Origin of the sequence: Haloarcula sp. K1 (assembly GCF_001647155.1) — an archaeon.
GTDB lineage: Archaea > Halobacteriota > Halobacteria > Halobacteriales > Haloarculaceae > Haloarcula > Haloarcula hispanica.
Genome location: NZ_LRHL01000007.1, coordinates 26,009 through 43,139, shown reverse-complemented (window position 1 = coordinate 43,139; position 17,131 = coordinate 26,009). Strand labels below are relative to the sequence as shown.

Genomic DNA, 17,131 nt, shown 5'->3' with positions numbered 1-17,131 from the left:
GACTTTTGCCGACTGAGTTCCGTTTTCCCGTATGGACGGCGAGTACGTGGACGCGCTGGTGGCAACTGCCCCCGATGGCATCGCCTTCGACGACCTCCATGTGGCCCACGAGAGCGACGGGTACACGTTCCAGACGCCGGACGTGGACCACAGTGGTATCGACGAGGAGACGCTCCGGACGGTGGCGGCGGAGTCACCGTACGTCCGAAACTGGTATTTCTGGCACGCCACAGCGCCCCAGAAGGCGGACCGCTGGGCGTTCCTCCGCTGGCTCGAAGGGGCAGAGCAACGGGACGTGGCCGAGCGCTACGACGCGCTCGCCGACGGGGTGTCCGCGACCTGGGGCGAACTCCATCTGACCGTCACGCTCTCCGACGGGGAACGGGCCTACAGTGTTCGCCACCGCGCCGACGCCGACGTCGGGACGAGCGCACTCGACACGCATGACGACCCGCTCGATGCACGCGAGATAGCGAAACACGACGACGACGGCGGCTACCGTCCGCTCAAGACCGCGCCGTCGCTCCAGACGGGCTGGGCGTTCCCGGCCCTCTCGGCGGGCGAGTTCGTCACGACTGTCGACGCGTTCTACCCGGCGACCATTGCGAACTGGCACCGCGAGCTGGAGGGCGAACTCGACGTGAACCACTGGCGGGACACCGTCGACCGCCAGACGGGAATCTACGGCGTCGTCAAGACCTGGGATCGCGGCGACGGCTACGAACACGTCAACTGGGTAGCCGAGGCCTGCTGTGACGACTCCCAGTGTCTCAAGCGCCGGGAGTGGCAGTACGACGAGGAGACGGACCTCGGCGTCGACGGCGGGTCGGGTGAGTTCCCCTGCCGCGAACCCTGTTCGCTCGTCATCGCCGGCGCACGCCAGTGGACGAAACTCGAAGGCGAGACGAGCCAGACCTACGAGTTCGAACTCACGCCCAGCGAAAAAGAGCAGGTCGAGGCCATCATCGATGCCGTCGCCGACGGCGAGGCCGAGGACATCCGCGAGGCGGACATCTACGAGGGAGCCAACCGGTACCGGGCGCGGTTCCTGCGCGCGAAGCTGTTCGACGATGAGGGGAACCTCGGCGGCGTCGAGACGGAACAGTAAGCCCTGTCAGGACGAGCGAACGGCGACGGACAGGAGTCCCAACAGGATTGTGACTGCGAGGACTGCGACAGCGGTCAACAGCAGGCTCTCGGTGAGTACCAGCGTGATGAGACCCGCAATCAGGACCGTGAAACCGCCAGCCGCCAGTATCGGTCCCGCGGACAGGTCTTCGAGCCCGGGTTCCGATTCCGTCGCCGATTTCGGCTGTGGCTTCGACAGCTCGTCGTCGACGATGACCGGTTCGTTCTCGGTCCCGCCTTCCGGGATGTAGATGTCGATGTACCGGGTCTCGGCGCCGTACCCCGTCACGACCTTTAGCTTGCCGCGGACCGGGCCGTCACCGTCGACAGTTATCCTGACCAGTCGGTCGGTTTCGGCCCGTACGTGGTGGTTCGTGGCGTCGAGCGATGCGACGGAGGAGAGCGAGTCGTCGAGGTGGAGATGGACGTGCAGGGCCTCGCCGTGATTGACTAATCGTACGTCGAAACTCCCTGTCGCGTCGAACTCGTTTGGAACCTCCAGACTGTGGATGTCCGTCCGGTTGAGGTGCACGGGCAGGGAGTCAGGCACGGACGTGACTCCGCGGGGCGAGGAAAAAAAGGTTCAGGCCGGTGCCTCGTCGCGCATATCCGGCGGGAGCAGGTTCGGAATGCCGTCCTCGATGGGGAACGTCTCGCCGCACTCGGTGCAGACGAGTTTGCCCGACAGGATTTCGCCGTCGTCGCGCTCCGTCACTTCGAGGTCGAGGTCGTGCTTGTCCAGAGGGCAGCAAATGATTTCCATCAGGTCCTCTTTCATACGTCCAGCCAAGACCGGCGGTCGCAAAAGTCTGCCGCTCTCCCAGTGAGTGCTACCACGTCGCTGGGCAAACGCAAGTGAGCGTTCAAACGTCGAACCCGACAGGAAGGCCAGTTAAAACGGCTGTTCGCGAACGATGGTTTCGCCGCGACCGGGGCCGACGCCGATGGCGTAGGCCGGCGTGTCGAGTTCGGATTCGATGTATTCGACGTAGGCCTTCGCGTTCTCGGGGAGTGCGTCGTACCCCTCCTCGGCGGCGTCCGCCCAGTCGACCTCGGGCCAGCCGTCGAAGGACTTGAAGTTGGCTTCACAGCGCTTCCACTGCTCGGTCGTCGCGGGCATCGACGCCAGTTCCTCGCCGTCGAGCGTGTACGTGTGACCGACTTTCACTTCGTCGAGGCCGGCGAGCACGTCGAGGTGGTTGATGGCGATGCCGGTGAAGCCGGATACGCGCGTGGAGTGGCGCAACATCGGCAGGTCGAGCCAACCGACACGTCGCGGGCGGCCGGTAACGGTCCCGTACTCGCCGCCTTCCTCGCGGATGTAGTTCGCCAGCTCCTCGTTCTCGCCTTCGCCTTGCTCGTCGTAGCCGGGTGTGTCGCCGACGACGCCGCCGAGTTCGGTCGGCAGCGGGCCACTTCCGACACGGGTGAGGTATGCCTTCACGATCCCGATGACTTCGCCGTCGCCGACGACACCGGGACTGAGTCCGGTCCCGGTCGCCGCGCCGCCGGCCGTCGGGTTCGATGACGTGACGTAGGGGTAGTTCCCGTGGTCGATGTCTATGATGGTCCCCTGTGCGCCCTCCAGCATGACGTTCTGGCCCTCGTCGATGGTCGCGCTGAGGAAGGCCCCAGCGTTGACGGTCATGTCCTCGGCCTCGAAGCGACGGCCGAACTCGCGGAACTCCTCGAAGATGGCGTCCACGTCGAAGGCGTCCGGGTCGTCAAGTTCGTCGACATCGAGGTCGTACACGTCCTCGACGACGGCCCGCTTCTGCGGGACGACGTATTCGAGGCGCTCCCGGAGCACGTCCGGGTCAAGCAGGTCGCCGACGCGAACGCCGCGCCGGCCGGCCTTGTCCTCGTAGGTCGGGCCGATACCGCGGCCCGTTGTCCCGACTTCGTCATCCGTTTCGCTTTTTAGTTCCTCCTCGATACCGTCGAGCACGCGGTGGAACGGGAGAATGACGTGTGCTCGTTCGGCGATTCGAACGTCCGGGTCGAGGCCGCGTTCCTGGAGCGTGTCTATCTCGTCGAACAGCGTTCGCGGATTGACGACGCACCCGTTGCCGAGGACGCCGACCTTGCCGCGGATGGCTCCGCTCGGAACCAGCGAGAGCTTGTACTCCTCGCCCTCGTGGACGACGGTGTGGCCGGCGTTGTCGCCGCCCTGATAGCGCGCGACGACGTCCACGTCGTCGCCGTACAGGTCGACGATGCCGCCCTTCCCTTCGTCGCCGAGCTGTGAGCCGACGATGGTTACGGTCATCGCACGCACCTTCCATCCACCGTGATAAACAGATTACGGTCCGGAACTCACGCTCGTGAGCAGTACCCATGTGAACCGTTACGACGGTTTTAAGACACCCCTGTTCGAACGTATCAACGTTGTAGCGATTATCCGAGGGAGAACCTTTAAATACCGCAAACACAAGTTAACAATTGCCATGATAGACAGGCTTGAAAAGGAAGTTGACATGCTAGAGCGCCACTTGCAGGTGCTTCGCATGGTTATCGAGAACGAGCCTATCGGTATCGTGAAGATGTCCAACGAAACCGGCTACCCGCACCACAAGGTGCGGTACTCCCTGCGCGTTCTCGAAGAGGAGAACCTCATCGAGCCCTCCAGCCAGGGTGCGATCACGACCGAACAGACCGGTGAGTTCGTCGACGACTTAGACGAGAAGGTCGACGAAATCATCGACAAGCTCGAAGGTATGAAGATCGAAGACGCGGCCGAAATCGAAGGCTAAGCTTCTTTCTCAGAGTTCCGGGACCGCCAGGTGGAACTCCTGGTTTCTCGCTTCTAACAGACAGAGGTGAAAGCCCTCCTTGCGCGAGAGGTTCACGAAGCTCTTCCGCTTATCGCGGTTGAACAGCCCACTGGAAGTGGCTTCTTCGGCGGTTTCGAGCGCCCCCGGCTCGAAGAAGCTGCTCGTGACGAGAAACGCCGACGCAAGCGATCCGGAGGCGTTGCCGACCCGCTCGGCGTTCCGGATGAGGTCCGACATCTGGCCCTCGGAGGCCGGCTCACGCGAGTCGTTGATGTTGGCGACGACCAGCGGGTTCCCCATCCGGTCGCGGACGACGACGTCGAACCGCTCCTGCGAGCGGTTCTCCTGGCCGTCCTCCGTGTAGGTCACCGTGACGTTGCCGTTCAGTTCGGCGCGGTCGATAGCCGGAAGGCCCTCGTAGAGGTCCTTCATCGCTCCCGCGTGGCCGGTGTCCCGAATCTCGTAGAGGAGGTTCCGGATGAGCCAGTTGACGAAGCGGTACTGGATGCTGTCTTCGAGGAACTCCTCGAAGGGCGTCCCGTTGACCGTGGCGCCCTCGGCCTCGAACTGCGTGTGGTACTCCAGCCTGAGGTTCGCCTCGACTTCCTCGCGACTCGCCTCGCCGTCCTTGGCTTCCTCCAGCGTCGCTTTGCCCTTCGAGTCGTACCTGACGAAGAGGTTCGTCCCGTTTATCGCCTCGCCGACGCTGAGCCGGGTGCCACCCGCAGCGGTGTCGTCCTGCTCGTCGAGTTGCTCCTCCAGCCGGTCGATCTCGGCCCGTGCGTCGGCTAGCTCCGACTCCAGGCGGTCGCGCTCGTCCCGGAGTTCCTGGTTCGTGGCTTCCAGATCTGTGAGTTCGGATTCGAGTTCCGACACCGTCTCGGCCCGCTGTTCCAGTTCGGACTCCAGTTCCGCGACGCGCTCCTGCTCGTGCGGTGTCGGCTCTTCGTCGGCAGGCGACTGGCGCTGGTCCTCTGTCGAAGGCTGGGTCTTGGGCGTCTCGGCCGGCTGTGGGTCTTTCGCAGGTGTGCTACGGCTCTCCTGTGCCGGTGCTGGTCCCTGCACACTGGATTCGGTCGACGGTGCCGAGTCGTCCTGTGCTGGCTGGTCACGTCGCGGGGTCGATGCCTGTTGCCCACCTTTCGGTGGCGTCTGGGTGGGGGACACGCTGGTTGTCATGCTTTCCCGAGCACCCCCGGATTTGTTCGGGTCCAGCGACGGGACCGAGCGCGTCTCCAGGTCCGTGGTTGACCCGCCAGAACCGGCGTCCGGCGTCGACGTTGCCGCTCCAGTCCCGGTTTGTGCCTTGGACGGCCGTGACTCGGTGCTCTGGTTCGGTTTCGCGTCGGTCGGTTCGGCGCGACGGTCCGTCGAAGCCGTCTGGTCGCTCTGTGCCGGGGCGTTCCGAGCACTCGCCTGCTGGGATTCCTGCGTTTGTGACGGGTCCGTCGCCGGGCGTTTCGGTTCGGTCTCCCCGGCAGTCTCACGCACTCTGGTCTCCCGTTCGACGGCGTCGTTGTCGGGTTCCGTCCGTGTCGCGGTGTCAGTATCTGTCGCCGCCCGGTCGGTCGCTCCGCTGTCTGACCGGCTGTCCGCATTCGGCTTCTCGTCCACGCTCGATTGCTCGTCCGACTCGGAACTGCGGCGGGACCGGCCCGGAGTCGCGCCGGCGGCTTTCGACCCCGGCGGGCCGCTGCTTGCAGGGCCGCGGTCCGGTGTCGACTCTGCTGCGGTCTGGGCCTGTTCAGCCTCGTCGGTTCCACCGGCTTCGGTATCTCCGACGGGGTCCGGGGATGGGTCCGCCAGTTCATCGCTGGCGTCGTCCTGTGGTGTCGGTTCGTCCGGTGCTGCCGTCTCTGTCGGCGTGCTATCCACTGCACCCTCGTCGGTGGGTACGTCGGCGACAGCCGTCTCGTCGCCAGCGTCGAGCGGATCGACGCCGGCGGCCGCCGGGTCCGCTGACTGCTCGTCCGCCGCGGATTCCGGCGGTTCCGGAATCTCGATCGGCTCGATGTCGACCGGCATGACCTCGTAGATGCCGACCTCGTCGTTGGCCGTCTCGAACGCCTCGTCGTCGGTGATGAGATTGTCTGAGTTCCCGACCCACGCCACGCTCATCGAGCGGCCCTGGTGGTAGACAGTGTAGTAGTCCCCCGAGAGGACGTTTTCTGAAAGTTCGATAAAGCCCGTAAAGTTGCCGCTCGACAGGGTCTGATCGACGTCTGCAAGCGCGGTGTCTTCGGTGTAGTATTGCGCTTTCACCTCGTCGGCCCGCTCCTGCATCACTGCAAGCAGGGGCAAGGCCTCGTGGGGTGATCGCTTGGCTGTTCCCGACGCGTCCTCGAAGTCCTCGATAGTGCCGTCGAGGACGCCGACGACGGTCCCGTTCAACATGAACAGGCGCGTCGGACCCGTGATGACCGCGCCGGAGAACTCCTGCCCGGCGAGGTCTTGCAGGCCCGCGAACCCGCCGTCGAACGGAACCGACTCCCAGCCGTCGACCCGTTCGACCGTGCGTGTACTCATTACTCCCACCAAGCCGGATGGCAGACAAATAGTTTGTGCCCACGGGCGCGGTCCGATGGACATATGTCGATTCGAGTGTAAGTGCGTGTATGGCAGAGGAGCCGGGACTAAGCGACCAGTATCCGACTGCGAGCCCGTGGCCGCTGTTCGTCGCACTGGGATTAGCACTGTCAGAGATCGGCGTGTTCGTCGGACTCTTTCCGGTAGCCGTCTTCGGACTGATACTGTTCGGCGGCAGTATCGCCGGTATCCTCACGGAGTCCGGGTACGTGGAACGGCCGTGGCCGACCCTGCTGGGCGTGGGAGTGGTTCTTATCGTCCTCGCCGCCGCGTTTGCGCTCTGGCAGGTCCCGGTCGCCGATATCGCGCTCTCGAACGTCGGGACCGGGCCACTCCTCACTCGGCTGGTGGCCGTCGCCGCGGCGGGCACCGTGATGATCGCGATGGGTGGCGTCGCCTCGATAATGGAACAGACCGCGGCCTGAGACGGGTACCCGCCCGGTTCGGAAACCAACACTCTATTTACCGACCTGTTCTAACGGACAGGCATGGCACTGTTCGGGTTCGAAAAAGACACCCTGCTCGACCTCACTGTGAACGTTATCCCGCTCGGGATCCTCCTCTTCTTCATCGTCGCGTTCGCCGCGTTCCCGGCATTCGGAACGGATCCCGTCTTCTCCGGAATGCAGTTCGCACTGATCATCTCGATGTTCCTGCTGCTCGCTGTCCTGACCTACTACGCGGGGAAGGCCGTCGAGAACGCTGAGAAGGAGAGCGGCGAACTCGGCCACGAAGACTGATCTGACAGTTCCAGACAAACCGTTTCGAAGGCCGACCGCGGTCGCCACCGGATGACAGTGCGAGGTGGTCCCTCCTTTCTGCGGTTTCACCGCCGGATGGAAGCCGTGTTTTATGATCGTTGCTGCAGGAATCGACCCTTTGATAATGTCCCAGTCCTGAAGGACGACTATGGTAGCAGGAGATATTGTGCTGACGGGGCTGATGGCCGTCCTCCTCGTCGGCGTCGCCGCGCTTCTCACCCGTGTCGAGAACTGGCGTTCGTATACGCCGCTCGCGGGTGGCGGGGCCGTCACGGGTGACGAGGCAGCGGTCATCAACCGTGAGAAACCCGCAGGTATCATTCGCTGGCTAACAACCGTCGACCACAAAGACATCGGTCTGTTGTACGGGGTGTACGCGGTCATCGCATTCGCCGTGGGCGGCATCATGGCGATGCTCATCCGCCTCCAGCTCGTCACGCCCGCCGGGGCCATCCTCGGCAACAACGCCTACAACTCCATCCTGACGAGTCACGGCATCACGATGCTGTTCCTGTTCGGGACGCCCATCATCGCGGCGTTCGCGAACTACTTCATCCCCCTGCTCATCGGGGCTGACGACATGGCATTCCCGCGTATCAACGCCATCGCGTTCTGGCTGCTTCCGCCGGCGGCCCTGCTTATCTGGGCCGGATTCTTCCTCGCGCCGGTAACCGAGAACATGATCGAGCCGGCTCGTACGGCTTGGACGATGTACACGCCGCTGTCGGTCGAGCAGGCGAACCCCGGCGTCGACCTGATGCTGCTGGGACTGCACCTCTCGGGCGTTGCAGCGACGATGGGGGCGATCAACTTCATCGCGACCATCTTCACGGAGCGCAACGAGGAGGTCAACTGGGCGAACCTCGACATCTTCTCGTGGACGATCCTCACCCAGTCCGCGCTCATCCTGTTCGCGTTCCCGCTGCTGGGGAGCGCCATCGTCATGCTCCTCCTGGACCGGAACCTCTCGACGACGTTCTTCGCCGTCGAGGGTGGCGGCCCGCTGCTGTGGCAGCACCTGTTCTGGTTCTTCGGCCACCCCGAGGTGTACATCCTCGTCCTGCCGCCGATGGGACTGGTCAGCCTCATCCTGCCGAAGTTCTCCGGCCGAAAACTGTTCGGCTTCAAGTTCGTCGTCTACTCGACGCTCGCCATCGGGGTCCTCTCCTTTGGCGTCTGGGCCCACCACATGTTCTCGACGGGTATGGACCCGCGGCTCCGGGCCTCATTCATGGCTGTCTCGTTGGCTATCGCGATACCGAGCGCAGTCAAGACGTTCAACTGGATCACGACGATGTGGAACGGCCGCCTGCGCCTGACGACGCCGATGCTGTTCTGTATCGGCTTCGTCTCGAACTTCATCATCGGCGGTGTGACTGGCGTGTTCCTCGCCTCCATTCCCGTCGACCTGATTCTGCACGACACCTACTACGTCGTCGGACACTTCCACTACATCGTGATGGGTGCCATCGGCTTCGCGGCCTTCGCCGGCATCTACTACTGGTTCCCGATATTCACCGGGCGGATGTACCAGCGCACGCTCGGGAAGGCGCACTTCTGGTTCTCGATGGTCGGGACCAACATCACGTTCTTCGCGATGCTCGCGCTCGGCTATCTGGGGATGCCGCGCCGGTACGCCACCTACCAGTTTGATGGCGCTATCGCGCCGCTGACGCAGGTCAGCACCTTCCACCAGGTGGCGACGGTGGGCGCACTCATCCTGTTCATCGGCCAGCTGTTCTTCGTCTGGAACATCGTCCAGTCCTGGCTCGAAGGCCCGAAAGTCGAGGACGGCGACCCGTGGAACCTCGAACGCGACGGCATGCTAGACCGTGAGTTCCAGTGGTTCGACGAGCAACTCGAAGCCGAAGCACCGGAGAAGGACCCGTCGCTGCTCGCTGACGGCGGCCAGGAAGAACAAGACGACTCGTAAGCGGCCGAATTCTGTTTTCGTCTACTTTTTGTCGTTCGCAGCCACGCCCGAACTGACAGTGCCTGTTAGCTCGCGCCGGAGACGAGTACCATGGCCGTCACGAACATCATGAGCGCGATTCCGGTCAGGACGAGAAACAACAGTTCCTTCTGTGACATAGGATAGCTACGGCGTGGAAGTGAAAAAGGCTAATCGTCTTCGAGCCGTTGTTCACACATGAGCGAGCCAGCCGAGGCCAGGTCCGGGCAGCAAATCGTCCTTCGTCTGTACGTTGCTATTGTCGTTCTCGCGGGTGTAATGGGATTCGTTCTTGGCAGCATCCGACCGGAGGACCTCGAACCGGAACTGTTCGGTGTGATTGCGCTGCCGCCAACGCCGTTCGGCGTCGCTATCTACGGGTTCGTTACCATCGGCATCGTCCTCGGCGTGTTGCTTGGCCTCGTCGTGTACGTCTCCGAGCGAATCGACGACGCGGCCAGTTCCTGAGTGTCCGTTGCTGCAGTATATCTGGCCGTGTGAACCAGTTCCTCGTACCGCTGTGTACGCTTCAGCTTTCTGATAGCCTGATTCCGTTAGTTTATTTTAAGCCGACAGAAAATCGGCTGCTAGTCGCCTGCTTGACGACAAGCCGGTGTCTCGCCGCCCTCCCTACAGATGCGCCCCGAATTTCCCCTCCGTCAGTGGTTGGTCCGCAGGATCGCTATCGACCGACGTGCGCTCGCAGCGTTCAGAGCGGCGCTCGGGCTGTGTCTCCTCGCCGACATCACTCTGCGGTGGTCGGACATCGTTGCGTTCTACACCGATAGCGGCGCGCTCCCGCGCTCGACACTGGCTGAACTGTATCCGGTTCTGGGAGACGTGTCGCCGCTCGCTTTCTCGGGGGCCGTCTGGCTCCCGCTGGTGGCCCTCGGACTGACGGCGCTCGCAGGACTGGCGCTGGTGGTCGGCTACCACCCTCGCCTGAGCGCGGGCGTCGCGTTCGTCCTGCTCGTATCGATACAGCTCCGGAACCCTGTCGTCCTCAACGCCGGCGATACGCTGTTTCGCCGGCTGCTGTTCTGGAGTCTCCTGCTCCCGCTCGGCTGTGCCTGGGAAGATGGGGCGCCGGCGTCCGCCTCGACACGGGTCGCCACCGCCGGCACTGCAGGAATCCTCCTCCAAGTGCTTGCCGTGTACGTGACGAACGGCCTCATGAAGCTTCGTGGTACGTACTGGCACCAAGGGACTGCGGTGCAGTACGCGTTCCAGCTCGACCACCTCACTGTCCGGCTTGGTGACGTGGTTGCGGGCTGGGACCCGGTGCTGGTCCTGGGGAACTGGCTCTGGCTCACCTTGCTCGTCGGGTCTCCGTTGTTGCTCATCTGGACCGGCCGGTATCGGACGGGACTGGTCGCGGCGTTCGTCACCGCCCACATCTGCATGGCACTCTCGTTTCTCCTGGGTGTGTTTCCGCTCGTTTCGATTCTCGGACTGGTCCTATTTTTGCCGACGCCGTTTTGGGACGCGCTCGCAGACCGCTGGCCCGACGCAATCGAAGCGTTGCGCCCGCGGTGGCCGGATTCAACGACAGGGCCACAGATCTGGTTCCCTACGACGACGGCTTCGCTAGCGGCGCTCGGGATCGTCGCCATTGTCGTTCTCAACGCTATCGCAGTCGGCTTCGTCGCCGCACCGACAGGTACGCCGGACAGAATCGAGGACCGGAGCTGGTATATGTTCGCGCCAGACCCGCCACAGGAAACGTGGTGGTACGCGGCCCCGGCACCCCTGGAGTCCGGGAATCGGGTCGACGCGCTTACCGGGGAGCCGGTCACTCTCTCCCGGCCGCCAGAGGTGTCAGACCGGTTTCCGAACCAGCGCTGGAAGAAGTTCCTCGGGACAGCCCGTCACGAACCCAGTCTTCGACAGTCGCTCGCAACGTATCTGTGTTCCCGGTGGAATCAAGGCCACGACGACGCGATGGAACGCGTGGAGTTGATTGTCCTGACCGAGTCGACCAACCTGAACGGGTCCGAATCTGTCGACCAGGAACGGCTCGGGTCGTATCAGTGTGCCTGATGCGGGTGATGATGGAAGTTGGTTGCACCTCGAAAACAGTTCTTCAAGCGACGATTGAGCGTACGCTCTGTCCAGTCAGGCGACGCTGGCCGTTTCCTGATAGCTCCCGTACTCTGCCTCGAAGACGGCCATGATCTCGCCCATCGTCGCGTAGGCTTTCACCGCGTCGATGATGACGGGCATGACGTTCCCACCGTTGGTGATTACTTGCTGCAGTTCGTCGAGCGCCGCCTCCACGGCCGCGTCATCGCGCTCTGCCTTGGCCGTCGCAAGCTTGTCCCGCTGGCGTTCCTGTACGTCCTCGTCGACGGTGAGAATCTCGGGTTCGGTGTCTTCCTCGACGGTGTACTTGTTAACCCCGACCATGACTTCTTCCTCGCTCTCGACACGCTGCTGGTACTCGTAGGCGGCGTCCTGAATCTCACGCTGGAAGTAGCCGTCCTGAATCCCCTGAATGACGCCGTCGCGGACCGAGCCGTCGCCGAGTTCGTCCCTGATGTGGTTGATGTAGGCCATCGCCTTCTCCTCGACCTCGTCGGTCAACGACTCGATGGCGAAACTGCCGCCCATCGGGTCGACGATATCGGCGGCTCCCGACTCCTCCGCGATGATCTGCTGTGTCCGGAGGGCGACGCGAACGGCCTGCTCCGATGGGAGCGCCAGCGCTTCGTCGAAGCTGTTGGTGTGTAGGCTCTGGGTTCCGCCCAGCACACCTGCGAGGGCCTGAATCGTCACGCGGACGATGTTGTTCAGCGGTTGCTGGGCTGTCAGTGACTGCCCGGCGGTCTGGGTGTGGAACTTCAGTTGCTTGCTCGCGTCAGCCTCCGCGTCGTACCAGTCGTCCATCACGCGGGCGTAGATGCGCCGGGCCGCACGGAACTTCGCGATTTCCTCGAACATGGAGTTGTGCGAATTGAAGAAAAAGGAGAGCTGTGGTGCGAACTCGTCGACCTCAAGCCCGCGGTTCAGACAGTCTTCGACGTAGGCGAAACCGTCCGCGAGCGTGAACGCGAGTTCCTGTACGGCTGTCGAACCGGCCTCCCGGATGTGATACCCCGATACGGATATAGGCTTGAACTTCGGCGTCTCCTGACTGGCGAACTCGATGGTGTCGGTGACGAGTTTCAGCGACGGCTCCGGCGGAATGACCCACTCCTTCTGTGCGATGAACTCCTTGAACATATCGTTCTGTAGGGTTCCGCGGATCTCCTCGCGCGGGACGCCCTGCTGGTCGGCCAGCGCGATGTACATCGCGTAGATGACGGGGGCGCTGGGGTTGATCGTGAAGGAGGTCGACACCTCACCGAGGTCGATGCCGTCGAACAACCGCTCCATGTCCGCCAGCGTGTCGACGGCGACGCCCTCCTTGCCGACTTCGCCGTCGGCCATCACGTCGTCGGAGTCGATCCCCATCAGCGTCGGCATGTCAAAAGCCGTCGAGAGCCCGGTCTGGCCCTCGTCGATGAGATAGTGGAATCGCTCGTTGGTCTCGTCGGCGGTCCCAAAGCCCGCGAACTGCCGCATGGTCCACTGCCGGCCGCGATACATCGTCGGATAGACACCGCGTGTGAACGGCTCCTCGCCGGGGAAGCCGATATCTTCCTCGTAATCGACGTCGTCCACGTCGAGCGGCGTGTACAGCCGGTCTACGTCGAGGTTTGAGACCGTCGCGAACTGCTCTTTGCGTTCGCCGTAGGCGTCCAGTACGGGGTCCAGTGTCTCGGCTTCCCACTCGTCTTTCTGCTCGCGGATGCGCTGGAGGTCCGACTCGTCGAACATACTCCGGTGTATGTCATGATTTAGTAAGAAGGTTCGGGCAAAGTGGGACGCTACCGTCAATCACACCGTCGAGGACTAATTCTGGAGCCGCTCCGTCGTCTGCACGAGCGGATGGTGCGCGTAGTCGACGACCTCGATATCGTCGATCGACTCCAGGTCGGAGTCTGCGGCCGTCTCGGCCATCCCCAGTTCGACCGTCTCGTCGAGAACGATGACGTAGGCGTCCATTTCGTCGATATCGAGCCGCGCGGCGGCTTTCACGCGGTGGTGGCCGTCAGCCAGCAGGAGGTCCCCGCCGTTGTCGATGACGACGAGCGGTTCCGCCAGCCCGCGTTCCAGTTCGTACACCCGGCCTTCGAGTTCGTCGGCGTACACCGTCGTCTGTGTCGGCGTCAGGTCGTCGAGCTCCACCTCCCGTCGGCCTTCGTGTGTCGTGATACCGTGGATGTTCTCCAGCGTCCGGCCGAGCTTGTCCACCTTGCCCGGGGTCGCCCGTTCGATCTGTGAGCGGATCACGTCGGCGTTCGAGATGATGCCGACGAGGTGGCCGGCGTCGTCGACGACCGGAAGTTTCTGGATGCCCGACCGCAGGATGACGCGTGCCGCGTCCTGAACGGCCATGTCCGGGTGCGCCACGAGGATGTCGTCGGTCATCACACGGAACATCGGCTCGTGGTCTTCCGCGAGCAACAGGTCGCGCGCGCTGACGAACCCTTCGACGCGGCGGCCGTCCGTCACCGGGAACCCGCTGAAGTGGTCGTTGTCGGCGATCCGTCGGGCGACCTCCCCGACAGTGTCGTCGAGTTCGACGGTGGCAACCTCGCGTGTCATGTAGTCTCCGACCGTCGGTCGACTCGATTCCTCCATCGGCGCGATGTTCTCGACCGACGGCAAAAAAGGCTCGCCTACGGCGGCTCGCTGTCGTCGGGTTCGACGAGCGTCTCCGGGCTGTCGTCCGCCTGTTCTGACTCGTCGTCCGGCGGCTCAGCCGCGTCGTCCGCCTGTTCTGACTCGTCGCCTCCGTCTTCGTCGCCGTCTTCCAGAAACAGCACATCGCTGTTCCAGTCCGTTGCGGTGTCGTCGCTCGACCCTGCAGGCGTGTCTCCAGGCGTCGTGATGGTGTCTCCGCTGTCCCGTCTGAGCGCCGTCGACTCCGTGAACGCGGCCACGTCGTAGTCAGCGCGTGCGTAGACGCGCCCGAGCAGCCGGTGGGACCGCGACTGGATAGCGTCGAGAAACCGGTCAGAGACGATAGAGCGGACGATCTCCTCCAGCGACTCCTCGCGCTCGTCGACGGTGATCATCCCCAGGTCGATCTGTGCGCCCGCCATATCGGCGTGACCGCCCGCGGACCCGATCTGTCCGAAGGCGTCCCGCAGCGCCTCGCCGAGGTCGATGTCCGCCCCGCGAGCCCGTGCAGAGGCGTAGATCGTCCCGTCGACGACGCCGTACACCATCGTCGCCTGCACGCCTTCGAGGTCGAGCAGCCTGTCGGCCGCCTGCGCGAGCGCGTCACGGTCGGTTATCTCGCCAACGCCGGTCAGAAGCACCGAGCCCTCCTGTTCGCGGTTCGCGATCGCGCGGCCGATGACCGACAGCGTCTCCGGGCTCACGCTCGGGTCTTCGATGCGCTGGAGCGTCGCCATGTCGGCGTTCGTCACGAGATGCGCGGCGGCCTCGAAGTCCGCGGCGGCGACCTCCCGGCGGAAGTCCTTCGTGTCGACCTGGATGCCGAACAGCAGGCCCGTCGCGATTGGGGTCGGAATGTCGATGTTGAACCGCTGGAGATAGTCGACCAGTAACGTACTCGTCGCCCCGACGCCGCTCCGGAGATCGACGAATCGGGCTTCGATCGGGACGCGCGGCGGGTGGTGGTCGATGACGATGTCGATGGGGGTCTCCGGTGGGAGCTGGTCGTTGACACCGGCTCTGGAGTGGTCGACCAGCGCGAACGCGTCGAACGCGTCCAGTTCGTCCGGGGAGTCAGCATCCAAGTTCCGGAGGTCGAAATCGAGGAGGTTGACGAACGCCCGGTTCTCCTGATGAGAAATCTCTCCGTAGTAACAGATCGTCACCTCGCAATCGGCCCGTTCAGCGAGCGCCCCGAGGGCGACAGCGCTGGCAATCGCGTCCGGGTCGGGGTTGTCGTGCGTGACGACGGCGAGGTGGTCGTCGATGTCCCGCAGTACCTGATGGAGCTGTCTGGCCCGCGTTCCTTCGTCGCCGACCGACTGGGTGACGTAGTCGGTAACGACAGACTCCGGCGTAACCAGCCGGTCCGCCACGCTGTCGAGTCGGTCGCGCTGGTCTGCCGTCGCGCCGCGGCCGGCGTAGGCGAGGAGGAACACGTCGGGAAAGCAGTCACGTGCGGCCGTCGCCGCGTCGGCATTCTGCTCGGGGTCCTCGCTGGCGATGATGACGCTCTCGGGGTGAACGTCGAGATCGGCGAGAACAGATGGATCAGTCTGGTCGGCTTCGAGTACGTTGATACCGTCCGCCCGGAGCGTTTCAGCACGGTGCTCGTCCTGGGTCACGACTGCCAGGTCGCCGCGGTCGTCGCTAATCGCGTCGAGAAGGTCCGCGGCCGTCGGCCCGAGTCCGAGCACCAGCCGAGAAAGCATACCGTGCAGTCAGCGCTGGAGCGTCTAAAAACCCGTTACTTCAGCCGTTCCTGGAGAAACGACGGATGTGCGGCGGTAACGCCGTCGAGGGCGAGAATCTTGTCTTCGATGACATCCGCCAGCGAGTCGCCGTCCATCGCTCGGACCTCCGCCATCAGCATGTGGTCACCGCTTGACGTGTACAGTTCTTCCATCTCCGGAATCTCTTTGAGGTTCCGCGTGGCCTCGACGTAGCAATCGCTCGCGATGTCGATGCCGACAAGGGCAATCGACTGGCCTGCCAGCTTCTTCGGGTCGACATCGGCGGAGTAGCCGACGATGACGCCCTCCTCTTCGAGTTTCTGAATGTATTTCCGGACTGTGGGCTTCGATACGTCGGCTCGCTCCGCGATTTCTGCGTACGAGGCCTGTGCGTCCTCTTCAAGGACCGACAGGATTCGACGCTCCGTGGACTCGGCACTCATAGAGTAATCTTTTCGGTGCATGAAAAAATATCTTCCGAACCAGAAACCCACGTTCGAGAGGGTATCTGCAGTCCGGCAGCGGACCTTACTTGTGGTGTTCGAGGAGGTTGTCGTAGGTCCGTTCCCACTCCGCGTCCTCGTCGAAGTACCGCTCTGCGAGCGGTTCGTCGGGCATCTCGCCGATCTGGCGCTTCTCCTCGCCGTAGGAGGGGCGCTCGTCTTCGATGTACATCCGACCGGTGAGCACTTCGCCCTCGTACAGACGCTCCTCGGTCTTTCGCATCATCTCGGCGGCTTCCGCGCGGTCCGAGACGTCGAAGTCGAACTCGTCGGACTGCTGGACGTCCGTGTACGGGACGTAGTGTTTCGCGTCCTTGTTCCAGGTCGGACACTGGGTCAGGAAGTCGATGTGCGCGAATCCGTCGTGTTCGATGGCCTCGGCGATGATCTCTTTCGCCTGGTTCGGGTTGACAGCCGCGGTCCGGGCGATGTAGGTCGCACCGGCGTTGAGCTGCTGGGACAGGGGGCGGATCGGCGACTTCGCCGAGCCGTGGGGCTGTGTCTTGGACTTGTGGCCCTTCGGCGACGTGGGCGACGTCTGGCCCTTGGTCAGCCCGAAGATCTCGTTGTTGAACACGATGTACGTGATGTCGTGGTTCTCACGGGCCGTGTGGATGGTGTGGTTCCCACCAATACCGTAGCCGTCGCCGTCCCCGCCGGCCGCGATGACTTCGAGGTTGGGGTTGGCGAGCTTCGCGGCCCGGGCGACGGGCAGCGAGCGGCCGTGGATGGTGTGGAAGCCGTAGCTGTTGAAGTAGCTGTTGAGCTTCCCGGAACAGCCGATGCCGGTAAACAGCGCGACTTCGTCGGGATTCTTGCCGACTTCCGGCATGGCCTGCTTGAGCGCCTTGAGGACGCCGAAGTCACCACAGCCCGGACACCAGGTCGCCTGGGGTTCGATGCCGGGTGTGAACTCGTCGCGCTCGATCTCGCGTTCTTCGTTGATTGCTGAGAATGCACTCATTGG

General features: G+C 63.5%; 16 protein-coding genes. 7 read left to right on the top strand and 9 right to left on the bottom strand.

What is annotated here, in order from left to right; all coding sequences use genetic code 11:
• Positions 1-31 precede the first annotated feature (31 nt).
• Entirely contained in the window at positions 32-1,108 is a 1,077-nt protein-coding gene (locus AV929_RS03490) for a DR2241 family protein (protein WP_064287452.1), read from the top strand.
• Between the two features lie 6 nt (positions 1,109-1,114).
• Here the strand turns inward: AV929_RS03490 and AV929_RS03485 are convergent, their stop codons facing one another.
• From AV929_RS03485 to AV929_RS03475, 3 genes are all read right to left on the bottom strand, one after another.
• Entirely contained in the window at positions 1,115-1,660 is a 546-nt protein-coding gene (locus tag AV929_RS03485) for a hypothetical protein (RefSeq protein WP_080510026.1), read from the bottom strand.
• A gap of 51 nt (positions 1,661-1,711) precedes the next feature.
• Complete coding sequence (locus AV929_RS03480; protein ID WP_050007441.1) at positions 1,712-1,906, bottom strand: methytransferase partner Trm112; 195 nt, start codon at positions 1,904-1,906, stop codon at positions 1,712-1,714.
• A 114-nt stretch (positions 1,907-2,020) separates the two neighbouring features.
• Positions 2,021-3,397: an adenylosuccinate synthase gene (locus AV929_RS03475; RefSeq protein ID WP_064287450.1), complete on the bottom strand. Its 1,377-nt coding sequence runs from the start codon at positions 3,395-3,397 to the stop codon at positions 2,021-2,023.
• A 178-nt stretch (positions 3,398-3,575) separates the two neighbouring features.
• Here AV929_RS03475 and AV929_RS03470 point away from each other — a divergent pair, with 178 nt between their 5' ends.
• The gene (locus AV929_RS03470; protein WP_004516266.1) at positions 3,576-3,881 is read left to right on the top strand and encodes a hypothetical protein; all 306 of its coding nucleotides are present in this window, start codon (positions 3,576-3,578) and stop codon (positions 3,879-3,881) included.
• Between the two features lie 9 nt (positions 3,882-3,890).
• Here the strand turns inward: AV929_RS03470 and AV929_RS03465 are convergent, their stop codons facing one another.
• Positions 3,891-6,428 (bottom strand): hypothetical protein, encoded by a 2,538-nt coding sequence (locus tag AV929_RS03465; protein ID WP_064287449.1) that lies wholly within the window; start codon positions 6,426-6,428, stop codon positions 3,891-3,893.
• Between the two features lie 89 nt (positions 6,429-6,517).
• Between AV929_RS03465 and AV929_RS03460 the strand changes: the two genes are divergently transcribed.
• The 5 genes from AV929_RS03460 to AV929_RS03440 all read left to right on the top strand — a co-directional run bounded on the left by AV929_RS03460 (position 6,518) and on the right by AV929_RS03440 (position 11,240).
• Positions 6,518-6,913 carry a hypothetical protein gene (locus tag AV929_RS03460; RefSeq protein ID WP_014040656.1) on the top strand — a complete coding sequence of 132 codons (396 nt, stop codon included), beginning with the start codon at positions 6,518-6,520 and terminating at the stop codon, positions 6,911-6,913.
• 63 nt (positions 6,914-6,976) lie between these two features.
• On the top strand, positions 6,977-7,228 hold the full coding sequence (locus AV929_RS03455; protein ID WP_008313331.1) for a DUF6684 family protein: 252 nt from the start codon (positions 6,977-6,979) through the stop codon (positions 7,226-7,228).
• Positions 7,229-7,397: 169 nt separating this feature from the next.
• Positions 7,398-9,182, top strand: coding sequence for a cytochrome c oxidase subunit I (ctaD, locus tag AV929_RS03450; RefSeq protein WP_064287448.1), 1,785 nt, complete (start codon positions 7,398-7,400; stop codon positions 9,180-9,182).
• Positions 9,183-9,398: 216 nt separating this feature from the next.
• A complete protein-coding gene (locus AV929_RS03445) occupies positions 9,399-9,668 on the top strand; it encodes a hypothetical protein (protein ID WP_023843313.1) in 270 nt (89 codons plus the stop codon).
• A 198-nt stretch (positions 9,669-9,866) separates the two neighbouring features.
• Positions 9,867-11,240, top strand: a complete 1,374-nt coding sequence (locus AV929_RS03440) for an HTTM domain-containing protein (RefSeq protein ID WP_064287447.1) — start codon at positions 9,867-9,869, stop codon at positions 11,238-11,240.
• Between the two features lie 75 nt (positions 11,241-11,315).
• Here the strand turns inward: AV929_RS03440 and AV929_RS03435 are convergent, their stop codons facing one another.
• The 5 genes from AV929_RS03435 to AV929_RS03415 form a co-directional block, all read right to left on the bottom strand.
• On the bottom strand, positions 11,316-13,019 hold the full coding sequence (locus AV929_RS03435) for a methylmalonyl-CoA mutase family protein (protein WP_014040652.1): 1,704 nt from the start codon (positions 13,017-13,019) through the stop codon (positions 11,316-11,318).
• A 75-nt stretch (positions 13,020-13,094) separates the two neighbouring features.
• A complete protein-coding gene (locus AV929_RS03430) occupies positions 13,095-13,886 on the bottom strand; it encodes a CBS domain-containing protein (protein WP_044951895.1) in 792 nt (263 codons plus the stop codon).
• Between the two features lie 38 nt (positions 13,887-13,924).
• Positions 13,925-15,640, bottom strand: coding sequence for a DHH family phosphoesterase (locus tag AV929_RS03425; RefSeq protein WP_050036698.1), 1,716 nt, complete (start codon positions 15,638-15,640; stop codon positions 13,925-13,927).
• Positions 15,641-15,675: 35 nt separating this feature from the next.
• A complete protein-coding gene (lrpA1, locus tag AV929_RS03420) occupies positions 15,676-16,104 on the bottom strand; it encodes an HTH-type transcriptional regulator LrpA1 (protein ID WP_004591923.1) in 429 nt (142 codons plus the stop codon).
• An 85-nt stretch (positions 16,105-16,189) separates the two neighbouring features.
• The gene (locus AV929_RS03415) at positions 16,190-17,128 is read right to left on the bottom strand and encodes a thiamine pyrophosphate-dependent enzyme (RefSeq protein WP_064287446.1); all 939 of its coding nucleotides are present in this window, start codon (positions 17,126-17,128) and stop codon (positions 16,190-16,192) included.
• Positions 17,129-17,131 lie beyond the last annotated feature (3 nt).

What these genes read in the sequence shown, in the direction of transcription:
- AV929_RS03435 (WP_014040652.1), bottom strand. Translation starts at nt 13,019, where the DNA reads ATGTTCGACGAGTCGGACCTCCAGCGCATCCGCGAGCAGAAAGACGAG.
- AV929_RS03425 (WP_050036698.1), bottom strand. Translation starts at nt 15,640, where the DNA reads ATGCTTTCTCGGCTGGTGCTCGGACTCGGGCCGACGGCCGCGGACCTT.
- lrpA1 (WP_004591923.1), bottom strand. Translation starts at nt 16,104, where the DNA reads ATGAGTGCCGAGTCCACGGAGCGTCGAATCCTGTCGGTCCTTGAAGAG.
- AV929_RS03470 (WP_004516266.1), top strand. Translation starts at nt 3,576, where the DNA reads ATGATAGACAGGCTTGAAAAGGAAGTTGACATGCTAGAGCGCCACTTG.
- AV929_RS03460 (WP_014040656.1), top strand. Translation starts at nt 6,518, where the DNA reads ATGGCAGAGGAGCCGGGACTAAGCGACCAGTATCCGACTGCGAGCCCG.
- AV929_RS03445 (WP_023843313.1), top strand. Translation starts at nt 9,399, where the DNA reads ATGAGCGAGCCAGCCGAGGCCAGGTCCGGGCAGCAAATCGTCCTTCGT.
- AV929_RS03415 (WP_064287446.1), bottom strand. Translation starts at nt 17,128, where the DNA reads ATGAGTGCATTCTCAGCAATCAACGAAGAACGCGAGATCGAGCGCGAC.
- AV929_RS03490 (WP_064287452.1), top strand. Translation starts at nt 32, where the DNA reads ATGGACGGCGAGTACGTGGACGCGCTGGTGGCAACTGCCCCCGATGGC.
- AV929_RS03465 (WP_064287449.1), bottom strand. Translation starts at nt 6,428, where the DNA reads ATGAGTACACGCACGGTCGAACGGGTCGACGGCTGGGAGTCGGTTCCG.
- ctaD (WP_064287448.1), top strand. Translation starts at nt 7,398, where the DNA reads ATGGTAGCAGGAGATATTGTGCTGACGGGGCTGATGGCCGTCCTCCTC.
- AV929_RS03455 (WP_008313331.1), top strand. Translation starts at nt 6,977, where the DNA reads ATGGCACTGTTCGGGTTCGAAAAAGACACCCTGCTCGACCTCACTGTG.
- AV929_RS03475 (WP_064287450.1), bottom strand. Translation starts at nt 3,397, where the DNA reads ATGACCGTAACCATCGTCGGCTCACAGCTCGGCGACGAAGGGAAGGGC.
- AV929_RS03430 (WP_044951895.1), bottom strand. Translation starts at nt 13,886, where the DNA reads ATGGAGGAATCGAGTCGACCGACGGTCGGAGACTACATGACACGCGAG.
- AV929_RS03480 (WP_050007441.1), bottom strand. Translation starts at nt 1,906, where the DNA reads ATGAAAGAGGACCTGATGGAAATCATTTGCTGCCCTCTGGACAAGCAC.